Origin of the sequence: Bradyrhizobium sp. USDA 223 (assembly GCF_044909005.1) — a bacterium.
GTDB lineage: Bacteria > Pseudomonadota > Alphaproteobacteria > Rhizobiales > Xanthobacteraceae > Bradyrhizobium > Bradyrhizobium yuanmingense.
In genome coordinates this window covers 5,305,470-5,321,720 of sequence record NZ_JBIYDR010000001.1, presented here as the reverse complement: position 1 = coordinate 5,321,720, position 16,251 = coordinate 5,305,470, and the positions used below count along the sequence as shown (strand labels likewise).

General features: G+C 63.6%; 16 protein-coding genes, 1 tRNA gene and 1 pseudogene. 11 read left to right on the top strand and 7 right to left on the bottom strand.

All coding sequences use genetic code 11. The features are described from left to right. The first annotated feature begins 6 nt into the window (after window positions 1-6). The 7 genes and pseudogenes from ABIA40_RS24675 (at window position 7) to ABIA40_RS24645 (ending at window position 5,280) form a co-directional block, all read left to right on the top strand. Window positions 7-906 carry a branched-chain amino acid ABC transporter permease gene (locus ABIA40_RS24675; protein WP_404543615.1) on the top strand — a complete coding sequence of 300 codons (900 nt, stop codon included), beginning with the start codon at window positions 7-9 and terminating at the stop codon, window positions 904-906. Next, window positions 906-1,829, top strand: coding sequence for a branched-chain amino acid ABC transporter permease (locus tag ABIA40_RS24670; RefSeq protein ID WP_404543613.1), 924 nt, complete (start codon window positions 906-908; stop codon window positions 1,827-1,829). Before ABIA40_RS24675 ends, ABIA40_RS24670 begins: the two co-directional genes overlap by 1 nt. Next, window positions 1,826-2,572, top strand: a complete 747-nt coding sequence (locus tag ABIA40_RS24665; protein ID WP_404543612.1) for an ABC transporter ATP-binding protein — start codon at window positions 1,826-1,828, stop codon at window positions 2,570-2,572. Before ABIA40_RS24670 ends, ABIA40_RS24665 begins: the two co-directional genes overlap by 4 nt. After that, a complete protein-coding gene (locus tag ABIA40_RS24660) occupies window positions 2,572-3,264 on the top strand; it encodes an ABC transporter ATP-binding protein (RefSeq protein WP_404543611.1) in 693 nt (230 codons plus the stop codon). The genes ABIA40_RS24665 and ABIA40_RS24660 overlap by 1 nt, the downstream gene beginning before the upstream one ends. Continuing rightward, window positions 3,248-3,931, top strand: a complete 684-nt coding sequence (locus tag ABIA40_RS24655; RefSeq protein WP_404543610.1) for a DUF2848 domain-containing protein — start codon at window positions 3,248-3,250, stop codon at window positions 3,929-3,931. The genes ABIA40_RS24660 and ABIA40_RS24655 overlap by 17 nt, the downstream gene beginning before the upstream one ends. A 21-nt stretch (window positions 3,932-3,952) precedes the next feature. Further along, a pseudogene (locus ABIA40_RS24650) lies at window positions 3,953-4,774 on the top strand (amidase family protein); the annotation flags it as partial. Continuing rightward, entirely contained in the window at window positions 4,699-5,280 is a 582-nt protein-coding gene (locus ABIA40_RS24645) for an amidase family protein (protein WP_404543609.1), read from the top strand. The pseudogene ABIA40_RS24650 and the gene ABIA40_RS24645, both read left to right, overlap by 76 nt. 486 nt (window positions 5,281-5,766) lie before the next feature. On the opposite strand, the gene ABIA40_RS24640 is transcribed toward ABIA40_RS24645, so the two are convergent. Further along, entirely contained in the window at window positions 5,767-6,714 is a 948-nt protein-coding gene (locus ABIA40_RS24640) for a LysR family transcriptional regulator (protein WP_404543607.1), read from the bottom strand. A gap of 103 nt (window positions 6,715-6,817) precedes the next feature. Between ABIA40_RS24640 and ABIA40_RS24635 the strand changes: the two genes are divergently transcribed. Both ABIA40_RS24635 and ABIA40_RS24630 read left to right on the top strand, forming a co-directional pair. Further along, complete coding sequence (locus ABIA40_RS24635; protein ID WP_404543606.1) at window positions 6,818-7,819, top strand: Bug family tripartite tricarboxylate transporter substrate binding protein; 1,002 nt, start codon at window positions 6,818-6,820, stop codon at window positions 7,817-7,819. A 23-nt stretch (window positions 7,820-7,842) separates the two neighbouring features. Continuing rightward, the gene (locus ABIA40_RS24630; RefSeq protein ID WP_404543604.1) at window positions 7,843-8,748 is read left to right on the top strand and encodes an MBL fold metallo-hydrolase; all 906 of its coding nucleotides are present in this window, start codon (window positions 7,843-7,845) and stop codon (window positions 8,746-8,748) included. Here the strand turns inward: ABIA40_RS24630 and ABIA40_RS24625 are convergent. The 4 genes from ABIA40_RS24625 to ABIA40_RS24610 form a co-directional block, all read right to left on the bottom strand. Further along, the gene (locus ABIA40_RS24625; protein ID WP_404543603.1) at window positions 8,720-9,559 is read right to left on the bottom strand and encodes a phosphotransferase; all 840 of its coding nucleotides are present in this window, start codon (window positions 9,557-9,559) and stop codon (window positions 8,720-8,722) included. The two genes, ABIA40_RS24630 and ABIA40_RS24625, sit on opposite strands and share 29 nt — an antisense overlap. A gap of 480 nt (window positions 9,560-10,039) precedes the next feature. After that, the gene (locus ABIA40_RS24620) at window positions 10,040-10,297 is read right to left on the bottom strand and encodes a hypothetical protein (RefSeq protein WP_404543601.1); all 258 of its coding nucleotides are present in this window, start codon (window positions 10,295-10,297) and stop codon (window positions 10,040-10,042) included. A gap of 84 nt (window positions 10,298-10,381) precedes the next feature. Then, window positions 10,382-10,457, bottom strand: a tRNA-Ile gene (locus ABIA40_RS24615). Between the two features lie 334 nt (window positions 10,458-10,791). Next, window positions 10,792-11,766, bottom strand: coding sequence for a Bug family tripartite tricarboxylate transporter substrate binding protein (locus ABIA40_RS24610; protein WP_404543600.1), 975 nt, complete (start codon window positions 11,764-11,766; stop codon window positions 10,792-10,794). Window positions 11,767-11,873: 107 nt separating this feature from the next. Between ABIA40_RS24610 and ABIA40_RS24605 the strand changes: the two genes are divergently transcribed. Next, the gene (locus ABIA40_RS24605) at window positions 11,874-12,836 is read left to right on the top strand and encodes a TAXI family TRAP transporter solute-binding subunit (protein ID WP_404543598.1); all 963 of its coding nucleotides are present in this window, start codon (window positions 11,874-11,876) and stop codon (window positions 12,834-12,836) included. A gap of 68 nt (window positions 12,837-12,904) precedes the next feature. Here the strand turns inward: ABIA40_RS24605 and ABIA40_RS24600 are convergent, their stop codons facing one another. Together ABIA40_RS24600 and ABIA40_RS24595 are read right to left on the bottom strand one after the other, a co-directional pair. Continuing rightward, entirely contained in the window at window positions 12,905-14,119 is a 1,215-nt protein-coding gene (locus tag ABIA40_RS24600) for an ABC transporter substrate-binding protein (protein WP_036026621.1), read from the bottom strand. 101 nt (window positions 14,120-14,220) lie between these two features. Further along, entirely contained in the window at window positions 14,221-15,114 is an 894-nt protein-coding gene (locus ABIA40_RS24595; RefSeq protein ID WP_404543596.1) for a substrate-binding domain-containing protein, read from the bottom strand. A gap of 281 nt (window positions 15,115-15,395) precedes the next feature. Between ABIA40_RS24595 and ABIA40_RS24590 the strand changes: the two genes are divergently transcribed. Further along, window positions 15,396-16,223, top strand: a complete 828-nt coding sequence (locus tag ABIA40_RS24590; RefSeq protein WP_157285455.1) for a substrate-binding domain-containing protein — start codon at window positions 15,396-15,398, stop codon at window positions 16,221-16,223. Window positions 16,224-16,251: the final 28 nt, after the last annotated feature.

Sequence of the window (16,251 nt, the reverse complement as noted above, 5' to 3'; positions counted from 1 at the left end):
AGGCCGATGTTGAATGCAATAATCCCCCTGCTGCTGGACAGTCTGGCGAACGCCGCGTTGATCTTCTTCGCGGCGGTCGGCCTGACGCTGGTGTTCAGCGTGCTGCGCGTCCTCAACGTCGCCCATGGCAGCCTGTATTCGATTGGTGGCTATGTCGCGGCCTCGATCTGCCTGTTCATCGCGAGCCGGCAGCTCAACCCGTATTTGTCGTTCCTGGCGCTCCTGTTCAGCGCTGTGTGCGTGGCGGCGATATTCGGTCCGCTGATCGAACGCGGCTTGGTTCGCTGGACCTATGGCAAATCGGAAGCCGTGCAGATCCTGATCACGTTCGGACTGTTCCTCATCCTGGAGGACCTTCAGCGCGTGATCTTCGGCGTCCAGTCCTTCTATGAGGACGCGCCGATGCGATTGCTCGGCACCACAAGCATCGGTGGCGTCGTCTATCTCAACTACCAGATCCTCCTGATCGCCATGGCGCTCCTCGTCGTCATCGGCCTGCGGCTCCTGATCAATCACACCCGGCTGGGGCGTCTGATCACGGCTGTCGTCACCGACCGCGAGATGGCGCAGTCGATCGGCATCGACACCAACCGGATCTTCATCCTGGCGTTTTCGCTTGGCGTATTCCTCGCCGCATTGGGCGGCGCGCTGGCAACGCCGACGTCAGGGATCGCGCCAGGTCTCGGCGCCGACACCATGGTGCTCGCCTTTGCGGTCGCTGCGATTGGCGGTCTCGGGCAGATCGAGGGAGCCGCCTTGGCTTCGCTGATCGTCGGGCTGGCGCGCGTGCTCGCGATCTATCTGGTGCCGTCGCTGGATGCTGTCGCGCCCTATGCGGCCATGCTTGTCGTTCTTCTGATCCGCCCCTATGGCCTGTTCGGATCAGTGACGGCGCGGAGGATATGATGCCAACGATCATTGCCGCTGCGGCGGTCGTCGTCATTGCGCTTTTGCCCGTGGCCGCGCCCTGGCTTCAATTCGTCCTGACGCTTGCGATCGCCAAGGGCTTTGCGGCGCTCGGTGTCGCCGTGCTGCTCCGCGCCGGGCTGATCTCGATCGGCCATGCGATGTTCTTTGCCGCGAGTGCCTATGCAGTCGCGTTCCTGGCGCGTGCCGGGGTCAACGATCTTGGGCTGCTGCTGATCCTCTCGGTGCTGGGCGGGGCGCTCATCGGCGCCATCGCCGGATCGTTTCTCGTCCGCTATCGCGCGATCTTCTTCGCGATGTTGAATCTTGCGGTCTCCATGGTGTTCTACGCGCTCTGCGCCAAGCTCTATGGTGTCACCGGCGGGACCGACGGCATGCCGGTGCCGGTTCCGGCCGTGTTCGGCGTCGTGCTTGGCGAGCCGGCCTTCAAGAGCGTGCTGTTCTATCTCAGTCTCGGGCTGATGGTGCTCGTCGGCCTGGCCGTGCATCGCTACCTGAACAGCCCGCTCGGTCACGCCCTCTCGGCCGTCCATACCAACGAGATCCGGCTCGAATATCTCGGCATCCCGGTCTGGGCGATCCTGCTGATCGCCTATGTCGTCTCGGCGGCGCTCGCCGGGCTTGGCGGTGCGATCGCCAGCTTTGCGATCGGTCGCGTGGTCCCGGATTTCGCGTTCTGGACCGCATCCGGCCACCTCGTGCTGATCGCCGTGCTCGGCGGCATCGGTGGCGTGCCGGGCGCGTTCATCGGTGCCCTGTTCCTGGAACTGCTGCACAGCGCCGCGGTCACTGTTACCGATTCCTGGAATTTGATCGTGGGCATGACACTGATCATCGTGATCATGTTCATGCCGCAAGGGGTCTATGGATTGTTCGCGCGCAAGGAGGCGACGAGCCTATGACGCCTCCCATCCTGGAAGCAAAAGGCCTCCACGTCGCATTCAACGGCGTCAAGGCCGCCGACGATGTCAGCATCGCGATCCATGACGGCGAGTTCCTCGCGATCATCGGTCCGAACGGGTCTGGCAAGACGACGCTGCTCAACATCTGCACGGGCTACATCCGCCCGAGGTCGGGCAGCGTGCTGCTCGACGGCGACGACATCACCCATCTGTCGCCGCGCGCCATCGCGCGCCGTGGTGTCGCCCGCTCATTCCAGATCCCGCAACTCTTCTCCGCACAGCGTGTGATCGACAACATGATGCTGGCGCTGGCGGCAACCGATGGTCTGTGGAGCGCGGTGCAGCCGCTCGAAACCGCGAGCCGGCGCCAGGAGGCGAGGGCCTTGCTCGACCTCGTCGGGCTCGCCGACGATGCCGACCGGGTCAGCAGCACGCTTCCCGAAGGGCATCGCAAGCTGCTGGATATCGCGGTTGCGCTGGCCCTGAAACCTCGGTTGCTGCTGCTCGACGAGCCGACCAGCGGGGTGAGCGCCCTCGAACGCTTCCCGCTGATGGAGGCACTGATGGCGGCGCTGCGCCAGCGCCGCATCACGGCGTTGTTCGTGGAGCACGACATGGACGTGGTCGCGCGTTACGCGAGCCGAGTCCTGGTGTGGAACGCCGGCAACATCATGGCCGAGGGACGGCCCGACGAGGTGTTCAGCAACGCGCAAGTGCGCCAACGAGTCGTAGGGGTGGCCTGATGCTGAGGCTCGACAAGGTCAGCGTCTCGATCGAGGGCGTCCGCGTGCTGCGCGCCGTGAGTTGCGAAATCATCGCGCGCAAGTCGACGGTGTTGATCGGGCGCAACGGCGCCGGCAAAACCACGACCCTGCGCGCAATCATGGGCCTCATCGCGATGGACGAAGGCTCTGTTCGGCTCGATGCCGAAGATCTCGGCAACAGGCCTGCCCACACCCGCGCCCGCGCCGGGATTGGCTATGCGCCGGAGGACCGCCGTCTGATTCCGGAGCTGAGCGTGGAGGAGAACATCCGCCTCCCGGCCCTGGCGCTGAAGCTCGACCGTGCCGAGGTCGTGCGAAGGCTCGACGAGATCTATCAGCTGTTGCCCGAATTGCACGTGATGCGGTTCCGGCCGGCCGGCGGCGTGTCCGGAGGGCAGGGCAAGATGGTCGCGCTGGGGCGCGCACTGACGGTAGCACGCAAGGTTCTGCTGCTCGACGAGCCGTTTCAAGGTCTGGCGCCGGCCCTCGCACTCGACTATGCGCGGACGCTTGACGAATTGCGCAAGCATCGGCCGGAACTCGCCATGCTGATTACGGAATCGTCGCCTGCGCTGCTCGACCGGATCGCAGACAGGACGCTGCAGATCGAGCGCGGCGAAATCCTGACCACATCGATCAAGGATAGGGAATTCCATGTTGCTGCAATTTGAACGCCTCGCCAATGACCGGACCGACCGCATTGCCGTCGAGATCGGGTCCCTTGTCATCGCGGGCTGGGCGGGCAGGGATGCGGCGGCGATCGAACATCATGTCGAGGAGCTCGCCGCGCTCGGCATTCCGCGTCCCTCCACCACACCGCTCTACTATCGTGTCGCTGCGCAAACATTGACCCAGGACAGCCGCCTGACCGTCCTTGGGCCCGACAGTTCCGGCGAGGTCGAGCCTGTCGTTGTCGCCATGGCTGATGGGCTCTGGGTCGGCATCGGCTCCGACCATACCGACCGCAAGGCCGAAGCGTCCGGCATCGCCCTTTCGAAGCAGCTGTGCGGCAAGCCGGTCGGCTCACAGCTCTGGTCTTATGCAGATGTCGCGGGGCATTGGGATGAACTGGTCCTTCGCTCGTGGGCGACGATCGACGGGGAACGGGTGCTCTACCAGGACAGCCCGGTCTCCTCGCTCCGAACGCCGCGCGATCTGATTCGTCGCTACGCCGGAACGGACATGCTACCAGCCGGCACGCTGATGTTCTGCGGAACGCCGGGCGCGATCGGCGGCATTCGGCCGGGGACGCGTTTTGAGATGGAGCTGAAGGACCCGGTCCTGAACCGGTCCCTGATCCATGGCTACGACATCGACGTCCTGCCGGTCGTCTCCTGATCTTTCTGCCCGGCGCGTGTCATGACAGCAACAAAGGATCCATCGCACCCTTCGGCCGTCGCACGGCTGGAGGCGGCACTTGCGCGGATCCATTCGCCGGAAGCGAACAACGTCTTCACGGCCGTGTTTGCGGATAGCGCCCGCTGGGAGGCCGAAGCTGCGGATCGTCGCGCCGCTGCCGGAGCGCTCCGTGGTCCGCTCGATGGTCGCATCGTTTCGATAAAAGCGCTGTTCGACGTCGCCGGCACCGTCACGAGCTCGGGCTCGGCTGTCCTGCGCGGCCGGCCACCGGCCGTCGAAGATGCCGAGGTCGTCAAGCGGTTGCGCGCTGCGGGTGCCATCGTCATCGGCAAGACGCAGATGACGGAGTTCGCTTTCTCCGCGTTGGGTACGAACCCACACGACGGGATGCCGGCCAATCCGCGGGACCGCACCCGCATTCCGGGAGGCTCCTCAGCGGGCGCTGTCGTGTCCGCAATTGGCGGCATGGCGGACATCGCCATCGGCAGCGATACCGGCGGTTCGATCCGAATCCCCGCCTCACTGTCGGGTGCGGTCGGATTCAAGCCGACCAGCGGTTTCGTGCCGACCGCCGGCGCGTTCTCGCTGTCGTCGAGTCTCGACACGATCGGTCCGGTCGCCGCGAACGTCGAGGACTGTTTCGTGGCCGATCAGGTGCTTTCAGGTGAAGTCGCGCCGTCGCGGCTGCGGCCAGCATCCTCCGGCACGTTCCGCCTTGTCGTTGCCCGCGGGCGCTTGTTCGATCGATGCGAACCCGAGGTGCTCGCCGCGTTCGAGAACGCCATGGAGCGGCTTCGATCAGGCGGCTTGCAGATCGGGATGGATCCATTGAGGCTGCGCTCGATGACGTCGCCCAGATCGACAAGATCGGCACCTTCCCGTCGATCGAGGTCGGCGCGACGCTGCGCAGTTTGGAGCTCTCGGTGCTGGATGGGGTCGATCCTCGAACGCGCGTCCGCATTGAGGCTGGCGCTGGCATTCTCGCCACGGACTATGTGCGCATGGTGCGGCTGCGGCAGGATGCGATACGATTCTTCGAACAGTCCTTCGGCAACAACGAGGCGTTCGTCCTGCCGACGACGCCCATCCGAGCGCCGCTTCTTGCGTCCGTCGCGGAGCATGCGGCATTCCATGAGCTCAATGGCCTCGTCCTGCGCAATCCGCGCGTCGCCAACCTGCTCGACTGCCCGTCGATTTCGCTGCCGTTGCCGCTCGAAGGTCTTCCCGTGGGTTTGATGTTGATTGGCCGCAGGAATGCCGACCGGCGGTTGCTGGAGATCGCAGCCAGTGTAGAAGCGCTGCTGCGAGGACATTTGCATGCTGCATAGCCCTTTCGCGCGAAAGGCCGCCAAATCCACGATCACGCGGAGAAGCTGTGGCGAGGCCGCCTGTGAAGCTGTAGCTTGCCGATTGCCAATGTATGTCCATGGGGACAGAAACGAGACGTTTCTGGTGCGGTGGACTGACGAACGACAACGGATATCTGGCAATCCGCTGATTTTTTCTGGTGGGCCCGGCAGGACTCGAACCTGCAACCAGACCGTTATGAGCGGTCTGGATCAGCAGAACGCCCTTGTTTTCTCGGGATTTTTTACGTCGATAATTTGCGATCTTCTGCGTTCGTTCACGTTCATGCGGGACCCAACCGGGACCCCGACAGGACTCGAAGAACAAAAGAGAACGGCTGATTCCGTCATATGAGATCAACCCAGCGCTACCGCCAATGCTCCGAATCTACTTCCGTCTTCGGCGGCATAGCGGACATGCTGGACTTGCTATCGCCGCGACCCGGTCGCGATTGACCCTTAACGCGCCTAATTCCGCGCCCGCGGGTGATCAACAGTTTGGCGGGCACACTCTAGAAAAACTTGGACCAACGGGCTCAGCGTTCGGTCCTTCAGCATGATAGCTCCGACTGGTCGCTGCTGGACCGGCAATTTGACCGGCAACACGCTCAACATTCGTTCGTAGCCACCAAATCGGAGAACCGAACCCGGCAAGAATGCGACGAACCGTTCGCTCACCAGCAGCCTCAGCGCAAGGTGGATTGAGATTGTTGTCACCGGCGCATGCGGCAGCTTCAAGCCGCTTGAGATAAAAATCTCGGCAGCAAGACGTCCTGCTTCATTGCTTGGCGGCGGCAAGATCCAACGCTGCTCCGCGAGATCTGCGAGTGTAAGCCGCCGGGAACGCGCCAGTGGGTGGTGTTTGCCCACGACGACGACTACGTGGTCGTCAAACAGTTTCTCTACAACCACACCTTCCTCGGGAGGGGGCGACCCAAACACGCGGCCAAAAAGCAGATCGACACTGCGCTCCTGGAGGTCACGGTATTGCGTCGTCGCGAACAGCGCTTGAGCCACGTTGATGACGATACGAGGGTGTCGTCGAGAAATTTCCCGGATGATGGCAGGTAGAACCCCGGCCGCCATTCCTTCCGAACTACCGATGCGGAGCTCTCCAACTGACGGATCGGCCAAAAATTCGAGTTCTTGCACCCCCTGCCTGAGCTCATCGAAAATAGCCAACCCGCGCTTCACGAGCACGCGCCCATAGTTTGTAGGCTCGACTCCGCGCGGGGTGCGATCCAACAGGCGGATGCCAAGTTCACGTTCCATGTCTGCAATTGCCTTCGATACCGCAGGCTGGGACATCGCAAGCTCATTGGCGGCCCTGGCCATGGTGCCGCGCTGCACGACGGCGAGCAGGACATGAAGGTCTCGCAACTTCAGGCGGCGCCCAATGCGCTCGTTCCACTGCATCGGAGCACCCTTACGAAAATTGATATGTCCCGATCACGTCTTACGATTACCCGGTTATATCCGATTTGGCTACTGTTCTGCCAACGTCTGCGTGGAGGTAGCGATGACCCTGATCCGTTGGACACGTTTCCCGGCCCTCTCTCTTGCCCTAGCCGTCGCGTTGGCTGGCCTTCTCGGGCTCCGCTCCCCCGGAGCCGCTTTCGCTCAGAGCTATCCAAGCCATTCCGTCACGATCATCGTACCCTTCCCCGCGGGCGGACCGCTGGACTTCGCTGCGCGTCTACTCGCGGAAAAGCTTTCCGCCAGCTTGAAGCAGCCGTTCATTGTTGAGAACCGGGCGGGGGTCGCAGGCAACATGGGCACCGAGGCCGTCGCCAAGGCAACGCCGGACGGTCACACCCTGCTCATGGTTCTCGATACCCCACTCACCGCGCATCCGGCGCTCTACCCGAAACTGCCGTTTGATCCGGAACGCGACTTCGCACCGATCTCGATTGTCGCGAGTTTCTCTCAGATGCTTGTCGTTCATCCCTCCGTCCCCGTGAATTCCCTCATGGATTTCGTCCGCTTCGCAAAGGAGAACAGCGTGACCCTCGGTAGCGGCGGCGCAAAGGGCAACCCTGGCTATCTGACGCTGGAGTCGCTGCGCGTGCAAGCAGGCTTCGACGTCGTGCACGTTGCGTACAAGGGCAACCCTCAAGTTGTAGCTGATCTCGTTGGCGGACATGTGCAAGCCGGTTTCCTGGCGACACCGAGCGTTATCGGGCTTGCCAGAGAGGGCAAATTGAAGGCCCTCGCCGTTTCGAGTCCGCGACGCGCGCCAGGCGCGCCGAATGTGCCGACGGTCTCCGAGGCAGGCTATCCTGGGTTCGACGTTGCGTTCTCTCTCGTGATGTTGGTCCCAGCCAAAACTCCTGCATCCGTTCGCGCGGTCCTCGAGTATGAGGTGCTCCAAGCTCTGAAGTCGCCCGACGTACAAGCGCGGCTTCGCGCTCAGGAAATTGAACCTATTGGAACGGGGGGCACCGAGGCTGAAAACTGGCTCAAGACCACTGCCGCGAAATGGAAGTTGGTGATCCAGACAGCCAAGATCCAACTCGACTAAGCACACCAGGTGAGAGAAAGCGCGTGACCATCTCAGATGCGGACCAGCAGGCTGGCAGCCCAGAACCGAGCCTGACGACCCAGATCGTCATGCTGGGTACGGGTACGCCCCGACCCGATCCAGATCGATCTGGGCCTGCCACGGTAATCGTCGTGAACGGCATGCCCTATTTGATCGACTTCGGCCCTGGAGTCATTCGCCGCGCAGTAGCCGCTTACAACAAGGGCGTGCTGGCGATTGGCCCCGCCGCAGTCAATTTGCGAACGGTATTTGTAACCCATCTGCACGCCGATCACACAGCGGGATATCCAGACTTGCTCCTGACGCCGTGGATCTTGGGCCGAAAGGACCCAGTCTCCGTGTACGGCCCCAAGGGGCTGAGCGATATGACCCAATATGTGTTGAACGCATGGAAGGTGGATATCGACAGTCGCCTCAACGGTATCGACAGACTTCCCGCCTCTGGATGCGCGGTTCATACGCATGAGATTGAAGCAGGTATCTTTTACAGGGATGGCAATATTAAGGTGACCGCGTTTCCTGTGCGGCACGCAGGGCTTGAGAACGCTTTCGGCTTTCGCGTCGAAACGCCTCATAAAACGATCGTCTTCTCGGGAGACACAGCCCCGACACAGTCCCTGCTCGACAATTCCCATGGCTGCGACGTGCTGATCCACGAAGCCTATTCACAAGCAACCTACGACAAGGTTGCGCCGAAGTGGCAGGCCTACAGGCGAGAGAACCACACGTCCTCGACTGAGCTGGCCGAGCTTGCAAACCGAGTGCGACCGGAGTTGCTGATCCTGACGCATCGCGTCAACATTGGTGCCGCAATGGCGATGCCCGATCCGGAAGATGTCCTGCTCGACGAAGTACGGCGGCTGTACAAGGGCAATGTTGTTACCGGGCACGACTTGGATATTTTTTAGCGCGCAGGGCCGCTTCGGCGCGCTGCATCATCCGCCGCCATCGCTCGCTTGTCGGCCCGCCCATAAGCAGGAAGTAGCGGACTATCGCGATCGGCAGCCAGGTCTCCATCGCTTGCCTCAGCGCCGCTACCGGCATGCCGGACAGCCGCGCGTATTCGGTTTCCGCGGCCGCATGGACCGCAAGCGGCCGCTGCGGATTGTCGGTGACGTCGAGGGCGAGCTCTGTCAGGTTGATGTGAAAGTGCCCATGATCGAAGGCCGCAGGCGCGCGGATCGCAAAGGTCCAGTCGATCAGCCGCGGACCGTCCGCCGTCATGATCACGTTTTCAGGATGGATGTCGCCATGGCACAGCCCGTCCCCCGGCTGCTGCAGGCGGTCGATTAGCGCGAGGATGCCGGAGGCGATGTGCTTCGGCACGATGTCGCCCGATAGCCTGAAGGCGGTGTCCATCCAGCCGCGCAGATAGATGGCCTCCGGCGGCGGCGACATCCTGTGAACGGACAGGCCGAGGGAGGCGAGTATCGCACCCGCCTGGGCGAACGTCACGGCGCCGTTCCGCGTGAGCTGCAGCAGCGTCGGTCCGTCGAGGCGGCCGAGCACGATGCCGAAGCGTCCGTCGAGCATCACCTCGCCGAACACCTCCGGCGCTGGCACGCCGGCGGCGAAGACTGCTTGGGTCATCCGCGCCTCTTGCTGGCCGAGCTGCGGCGGGAAACCTTCCTTGAACAGTTTTACGACCTGACCTGGCGCCCAGGCGTGGATGTCCGCCGTGCCGCCCTGGTTGATCTTCTCCCCGAGGGATCCCCTCATCGCCCGTCCTCCCGCCGGCCGCGACCAAACACCAACGGCGGGCAAAAGAGAACGCTCCCGCGATCTTGGCTGCCAGCCATGATCGTGGCTTGTCCCCGGCCGCAGCGTTTGCCAGAATCGCGAAGCGACGCGCGGTTTGAGACAAGTCCGGTTCTCGCCCATCGCGTCATTTCGCTGCGCTGCGGAATTTGGTCGCTGTCCGGGCATAGCGGACTCTTCGGTGGGGACGATCAAGTTTACCCGACCGGTTGGTGAGAAGCAGCTCTTGCCGTTTGCGGCGTAATATGCTCGGCCGCCCCAAGCATCGCCTTGCTCAAGGTAGACTCTGCCACGCTTCGGATTGGTATCGGCGATCTTCGACGCGATACTCCAAGATATTGCCTTGGGTGCAACGGATCATGGCGAGATCTCCCGGCTTGACGTTGCGGTAGTAAGCCTCGACCTGCTCAGGTGTCTGGCTGTTACAGGGGGCAGACTCCCTCATCGAAACTCCTTGCAGTAGTCGCCGCTCCGGAAAGTTCCGGACGGACATGGTGTGCCCTGGATCTTCGGGTAGGCGCGGGGCGTGTCCTTGTGCAGCGCCTCGCACTTGTTGCCAATGCCAACGTAGCCGGTTGGGCAGGCGCCGCTGCGCTGGAGGCGCTCACGGCCATCTCGCGTGGGTGTCGGATAGGGGCTCTCAGCGGCAGCCGTAGAGGCGATGCAGATGATCGCTGCGATAAGAAATAGGGTCTTCATGTTGCTTTCGTTGATGCATCAGCAGAACCGAAATCGAAGCGGGACCCGTGGTTTTCGACGATTTCAGGAAATGCCTATATTCACTGGTGGGCCCGGCAGGACTCGAACCTGCAACCAGACCGTTATGAGCGGCCGGCTCTAACCATTGAGCTACAGGCCCCGCCGCGAGGCGGCCGCAGGTAGGGCGGCCGGCAACGGTGCGCGGTTCGTTTACAGGGCCGGAGGCGGGGGTGCAATGCTGGCGCTGGTGCATGGGAACGCCGGCACGGCATCATTGATAATTTCGAATACCCGAAATTTGCCGATGATGCCTGTATAACCCTGTTTTGCCCGACGGAGCAAACCGCCTTTTCGCAAGTCTTTTCGAGCTGGGCCGTAACCCATTGAAATCACTGGCCCCCTCTACTGTGCATGGGGTTGTTTTCGCAACTTTGTTTGAGAGGGCCTGTCGGCCCTCTCAAATGCGGTGCGGCGCTGGGCGGCGGGGCCGCCGCCTAGTCCACCGAGACGCCGGCGAACTCGACCACCTTGCGCCACTTCTCGGTTTCGTCCGCGACCAGCTTGCCGAACTCGGCGGGCGCCATCGCCTTGGGCAGGCCGCCGACGTCCTTGAGCTTTGCCACCAGCTTCGGGTCCTTCAGCGCTTCGCCGACGGCCTTGTTGAGGATCTCGATCACTTCCGGCGGCGTGCCCTTCGGCGCGGAGATGCCGTAGAAGCCGACCGATTCGAAGCCCGGCACGGTCTCGGCGATCGCGGGCACGTCGGGCACGCTCGGCCAGCGCTGCGGCGAGGTCACGCCGAGCGCGCGAACGTTGCCGCCCTTCACCTGCTCCATCGCCGAGGGCAAATTGTCGAAGATCAGCTGCACCTTGTTGGAGATGATGTCAGGGAACGCGACGGCCGAGCCGCGATAGGGCACGTGCACCATGTCGCACTTCGTCATCACCTTGAACAGCTCCGCCGACATGTGCACCGAGGTGCCGTTGCCGGAGGAGGCATAGGTGATCTTGCCGGGATTGGCCTTGCAAAAGTCGATGAACTCCTGAACCGACTTCGGCGGAAACGCGTTGGAGACGACCAGCATGTTGGTGAGCTGCATGATGCTCGCGACCGGGGTGGTGTCGCGCAAAAAGTCGAACGGCAGCTTCTTGTAGAGCGAGGTCGAGATCGCGTTGTTGGGCGCGACGAACAGCAGCGTGTAGCCGTCCGGCGGCGAATTGATCGCGGCGGCGGCGGCGATGTTGCCGCCCGAGCCGGTGCGGTTCTCGACGATGAATTGCTGGCCGAGCCGCTCCGACAGCCACTGCGCCATGATCCGCGCCACGATGTCGACCGGGCCGCCGGGGGAAAAGCCGATCAGCCAGTGTACGGGACGATCGGGATAGGCTGCGGCGGCGGGAGGGGTGGCGCTGAAAAGACCCAACAGGACTGCGAGTCCGAAAACACCGTGACGCAAAATTCGCAACATGACACCTCCCATTGTTCTATTGTCGTTGCGCGGCATGCTTTCATAAAAACCGGCGGCTGCCTACATCGCCGCAAGTCGGTGTTGACGCAGGCCCGTCAGGGACAACGATGAGATTCGCGATGATCCTTCTCGGTGCGGCGCTGCTCGCCAGCCCCGCCGCCGCCCAGACCGGAGGCACGGCCATTCCGACCGCGACGATCAGCCTGGGAACCGCGACACCCGGCGGCGGCTTCCCGCTCTATGGCAACGCCTTCGCGGAGCTGATGAACGCGGCCGATCCGCATCTCACCATCACCCCGCGCAACACCAAAGGCAGCAACGAGAACATCCCGCTCTTGGAGAAGGGCGAGCTCGATCTCGCGCTGGTCGCGGGCGAGCCGGCCTACGAGGCCTTCGCCGGCATCGGCCGCGCGCCTGTGCGGCTCAAGATCCTCACCGCGATCTATTCCAACCCCGGCATGTTCGTGGTGCGCGCCGACAGCCCCTACACGACGATCCGCGATCTCGTCGGTCAGCCCGTCGCGTTCGGCGCCAGGGGCTCCGGCCTGCCGATCCTGGCGCGCTATGTGCTCGATGGTCTCGGCCTGAAGCAGGACGAGGACTTCAGGGCGGTCTATCTCGACCGCGCGGGCGACGGCCACGCGATGGTCGAGGACGGCCGCGTCGCTGCGCTCTGGGGCGCCGGCATCGGCTGGCCCGGCTTTGCCGCGGTCGCATCGAGCGCATCAGGCGCGCGCTTCATTGCCCCAAGTGCTGACGAGATCGCGCGCGTCCGCGCCAAGCATGCGTTCCTGAAGCCGCTGACCGTGCCGGCCGGCTCCTACCCGAAGCAGACCGAGCCGATCGCCTCGCTCGGCTCCTGGAGCTTCATCCTCACGCGCGAGGATCTGGCCGACGACGTCGCCTACCGCCTCGCCAAGACGCTGCACGGTATCGAAGCGACGTTCTGCAGGAAGCTCGCCCAGGCCTGCGAGACCAAAGCCGCGAACACGGTCGCGGCCGCGCCGAGGCCGGAGCTGATTCATCCGGGCGTGCTGAAGTATTTCCGCGAGATCGGGGTGGTGAGATAGCGAGTGGCGAATTGCGAATAGCGAATGGAAGCTTCCATTCGCTACTCCCTATTCGCCACTCGCCAATCTCACTTCTTCACCAGCGGGCAGGCCGGGTCCGGCGGGCCGAACGCCTTGTCGCCGGAAATCGTCGTGAGGATCTTGTAATAGTCCCACGGATATTTGCTCTCCTCCGGCGTCTTCACCTGCACCAGCCAGAGGTCGTGCACCATCAGATTGTCTTCGCGAAGCTTGCCGTTGCGGGCGAAGAAATCCTCGATCGGCTTCTCGCGCATCTTGGCTGCCACTTTCAGCGGATCGTCGCTGCCGGTCTCTTGGATGGCGTTGAGATAGTGCATCACGCTGGAATAGACGCCGGCCTGCCACATCGACGGCATCCGGTTCATCTTGGCGAAATAGCGCTTCGACCATTCGCGCGTCTTGTCGTCCATGTCCCAGTAGAACGAGGTGGTCAGCAGCAGGCCTTGCGCCGCCTGCAGGCCGATGCCGTGGATGTCGGTGATCAGCGCGAGCAGCGCCGCCATCTGCTGGCCGCCCTTGAACACGCCGAACTCGGCGCCGGTCTTGATCTCGTTCATGTTGTTGGGGGGACCGGCGGCAATGCCGATGATCTTGGCCTTGGAGGCCTGCGCCTGCAGCACGAAGGAGGAGAGATCGGGTGTTGCCAGCGGCGGCCGCACCGAGCCCAGCACCTTGCCGCCATTGGCGGTGACGACGGCGGAAGCGTCGCGCTCCAGCGAATGGCCGAAGGCGTAATCGTCGGTGATGAAGAACCAGCTGTCCCCGCCGCGCTTGACCACCGCATCCGCAGTGCCGACCGCGAGCGCGCGGGTGTCGAACACCCATTGGATGGCGTAAGGCGAGCAGAACTTGCCGTGGAAGTCCGCGGTGCCGGTGGAGTGGGTGATGAACAGCCGCTTCTTCTCGTTGGCGATGGTCTGCACCGCGAGCCCGACCGCCGAGACGGGCACGTCCACGATCAGATCGACCTGCTCGACGTCGAACCAGCGCCGCGCCAGCGAAGCGCCGATGTCCGCCTTGAGCTGGTGGTCGCCGATCACGACGCTGATCGGCTTGCCGAGCACCTTGCCGCCGAAATCGTCGATCGCCATCTGCGCCGCGGTCACCGAGCCCTGGCCGGTCGGCGCCGAGGCCGGGCCGTTCATGTCGGTGAGCACGCCGATCTTGACGACGTCGTCGGAAACCTGCGCCGACGCCGCGCCGGACAGCAGGGTCGCCAGCAAGGCGGCCGCGACCGGCACGCCAAATCTGATTGGGTTCACGCTCGTCCTCCCTGATCCGGCTCATTGGCCGGTGTTGCTTGTCCGGGTATGGCCCGGTCGAATTGGTTTCTTTTGCAACTATTAGGGGGCTGGCGTCAATGTCAGGCTGCGAAGCGGATCTGTCCTGCGGGGGACGGATCGTAGCCGGTCAGCTCCTCCGCGCGCTGTCGCAGCCGCCGCTCGTTCAGGAAGCGGAGCAAGGCCTGCATGGCGGGGCGGAAATAGCTGCGCTGCCGCATCGCGAGGTCGAAATTCTCCCAGACCAGCGGCACGAAATCGAGACCGGCCGAGCGCGCCGCGGCGCGCGTCGCGATGCCGCAATCGGCCTGGCCGGCGCGAACCAGCTCGGCCAGATCCGGGCCGGTCAGCGCCGGCGGCTCGATCCGGCGCAAGTCCCGCATCGAGGCGCCCGCGCGCCTGAGCAGCACGTCGAGCAGCATCTGCGCGCCTGTGCCCTGTTGCCGCATCGCCATCCGGGCCCCGGCTGCGAGCACGTCGGTCAGGCTGTGCAGGTGCTTGGGATTGCCGTGCGGCAGCAGGAGACCCTCTTCGCGGCGCACGAACGCGATCAGCACCGCATCATGCAGGTCTGGCGTGGTCCGCAGCGCTTCGATGCTGGCATCGCTGGCGAAATTGTCGCCGGCGTCGAGCGCGTGGAAGTGCACCGCCGCAGCCATCACCTCATTGCGCTGCAAGCGCTCGAGCCCGCGCGCGCTGCCCTCGCTCATCGATCCGAGCCCCGACCCGGACTCGCGCAGGCTCCAATCGAGCAGTTCGTCGTGGCTGCCGCCGACGACCGGCGGCGGCTCGGCGATCAACATGCCGGCCGGGCGCGCAAGGCCCGACAGGACCCAAAGGTCGAGCTCGTGCCGTGGGAACAGCCATTTTCCCGTCACCTTGCTGCAGGGGATCGCACCGGTGGTGACGAGTTCGTAAAGCTTGCGTTCGCCGAGCCGAAGGTAGTCGGCGGCTTCGCTGGTGGTCAGGAATTCCATCCTGCATTCCTATGCAAATTCTTGCTTCTTTTTGACGTCCGACGCAGGTGGAATTCTGCATTTCAGATATTTGTCGCGGGGAACCATGCCCGATCATCTCGCTGCTTTGCAACACGTCACGACGCGCGATCTCTGCTTTGGTGAACGATCCTAGAGAGATCGCGCGGGCGGTGCGCCGCGATGAAGTTGCCGAAATTTCCCGGCCGGCAGCGCAAAACGCGTCACGAGTGCGGCGCAATCGATCATCATCATGACGGCGTCAAACCTGAGGGAACCCGATCATGGGCCGCCTGTCCGTTGCACTTGCGCTTCTCTGCGGCCTTGCCGCAGGCGTTGCGGCGTCGGCCGCGGAGGACCGCAGCATCGTCCTCGCTTCGACGACGGCGACTCAGGAATCCGGGCTGCTCGACTATCTGCTATCGATCTTCCGCGACAAAACCGGCATCGACGTCACCGTGATCGCGCGGCGCGCCGACGAAGTGCTCGATGGTGCGCGGCGGGGTGAGGTCGACGTCGTGCTGATGCACGCGCGGCCTCAGGAGGAGAAGTTCGTCGCCGACGGCTTTGGCGTGAAGCGCTACGACGTGATGTACAGCGACTATGTGCTGATCGGGCCGAAGAGCGATCCCGCGGGCGTGAAGGGCAAGGACATCGCGACGGCGCTGAAGGCGATCGAAGCCAAGGGCGCGCCGTTCGTGACGCGTGGCGATCGGTCGGGCACTCATGCCGCGGAGCTCGCGCTTTGGATCGTCGCCGGCATCGACATTGCCGGCGCCAAGGGCGCCTGGTATCGCGAGGCCGGCCCCGGCATGGCCGCGTCGCTCGGGGCCGCGCGCGCCGCCAATGCCTATGTGCTTGCGGATCGCGGCAGCTGGATCGCGTTCAGCGATCGCGGCGATCTCGACATCGTCGTCGAAGGCGACCGGCGGCTGCTCAACCAATATGGCGTGATGCTGGTGAATCCTGCGAAGTTCCCGAACGTGAAGAAGGACCTCGCGCAGACCTTCGTCGATTGGCTGACCTCGCCGGAGGGGCAGACGGCGATCGCCGGCTACAAGGTGGACGGGCAGCAATTGTTCTTCCCCAATTCGGATAGGTCGGGCGGCTGAGGGTTGAGGCCGGCACCGCCGGCGGTTG

What these genes read in the sequence shown, in the direction of transcription:
- ABIA40_RS24675 (WP_404543615.1), top strand. Translation starts at nt 7, where the DNA reads ATGTTGAATGCAATAATCCCCCTGCTGCTGGACAGTCTGGCGAACGCC.
- ABIA40_RS24670 (WP_404543613.1), top strand. Translation starts at nt 906, where the DNA reads ATGCCAACGATCATTGCCGCTGCGGCGGTCGTCGTCATTGCGCTTTTG.
- ABIA40_RS24665 (WP_404543612.1), top strand. Translation starts at nt 1,826, where the DNA reads ATGACGCCTCCCATCCTGGAAGCAAAAGGCCTCCACGTCGCATTCAAC.
- ABIA40_RS24660 (WP_404543611.1), top strand. Translation starts at nt 2,572, where the DNA reads ATGCTGAGGCTCGACAAGGTCAGCGTCTCGATCGAGGGCGTCCGCGTG.
- ABIA40_RS24655 (WP_404543610.1), top strand. Translation starts at nt 3,248, where the DNA reads ATGTTGCTGCAATTTGAACGCCTCGCCAATGACCGGACCGACCGCATT.
- ABIA40_RS24645 (WP_404543609.1), top strand. Translation starts at nt 4,699, where the DNA reads ATGCGAACCCGAGGTGCTCGCCGCGTTCGAGAACGCCATGGAGCGGCT.
- ABIA40_RS24640 (WP_404543607.1), bottom strand. Translation starts at nt 6,714, where the DNA reads ATGCAGTGGAACGAGCGCATTGGGCGCCGCCTGAAGTTGCGAGACCTT.
- ABIA40_RS24635 (WP_404543606.1), top strand. Translation starts at nt 6,818, where the DNA reads ATGACCCTGATCCGTTGGACACGTTTCCCGGCCCTCTCTCTTGCCCTA.
- ABIA40_RS24625 (WP_404543603.1), bottom strand. Translation starts at nt 9,559, where the DNA reads ATGAGGGGATCCCTCGGGGAGAAGATCAACCAGGGCGGCACGGCGGAC.
- ABIA40_RS24620 (WP_404543601.1), bottom strand. Translation starts at nt 10,297, where the DNA reads ATGAAGACCCTATTTCTTATCGCAGCGATCATCTGCATCGCCTCTACG.
- ABIA40_RS24610 (WP_404543600.1), bottom strand. Translation starts at nt 11,766, where the DNA reads ATGTTGCGAATTTTGCGTCACGGTGTTTTCGGACTCGCAGTCCTGTTG.
- ABIA40_RS24605 (WP_404543598.1), top strand. Translation starts at nt 11,874, where the DNA reads ATGAGATTCGCGATGATCCTTCTCGGTGCGGCGCTGCTCGCCAGCCCC.
- ABIA40_RS24595 (WP_404543596.1), bottom strand. Translation starts at nt 15,114, where the DNA reads ATGGAATTCCTGACCACCAGCGAAGCCGCCGACTACCTTCGGCTCGGC.
- ABIA40_RS24590 (WP_157285455.1), top strand. Translation starts at nt 15,396, where the DNA reads ATGGGCCGCCTGTCCGTTGCACTTGCGCTTCTCTGCGGCCTTGCCGCA.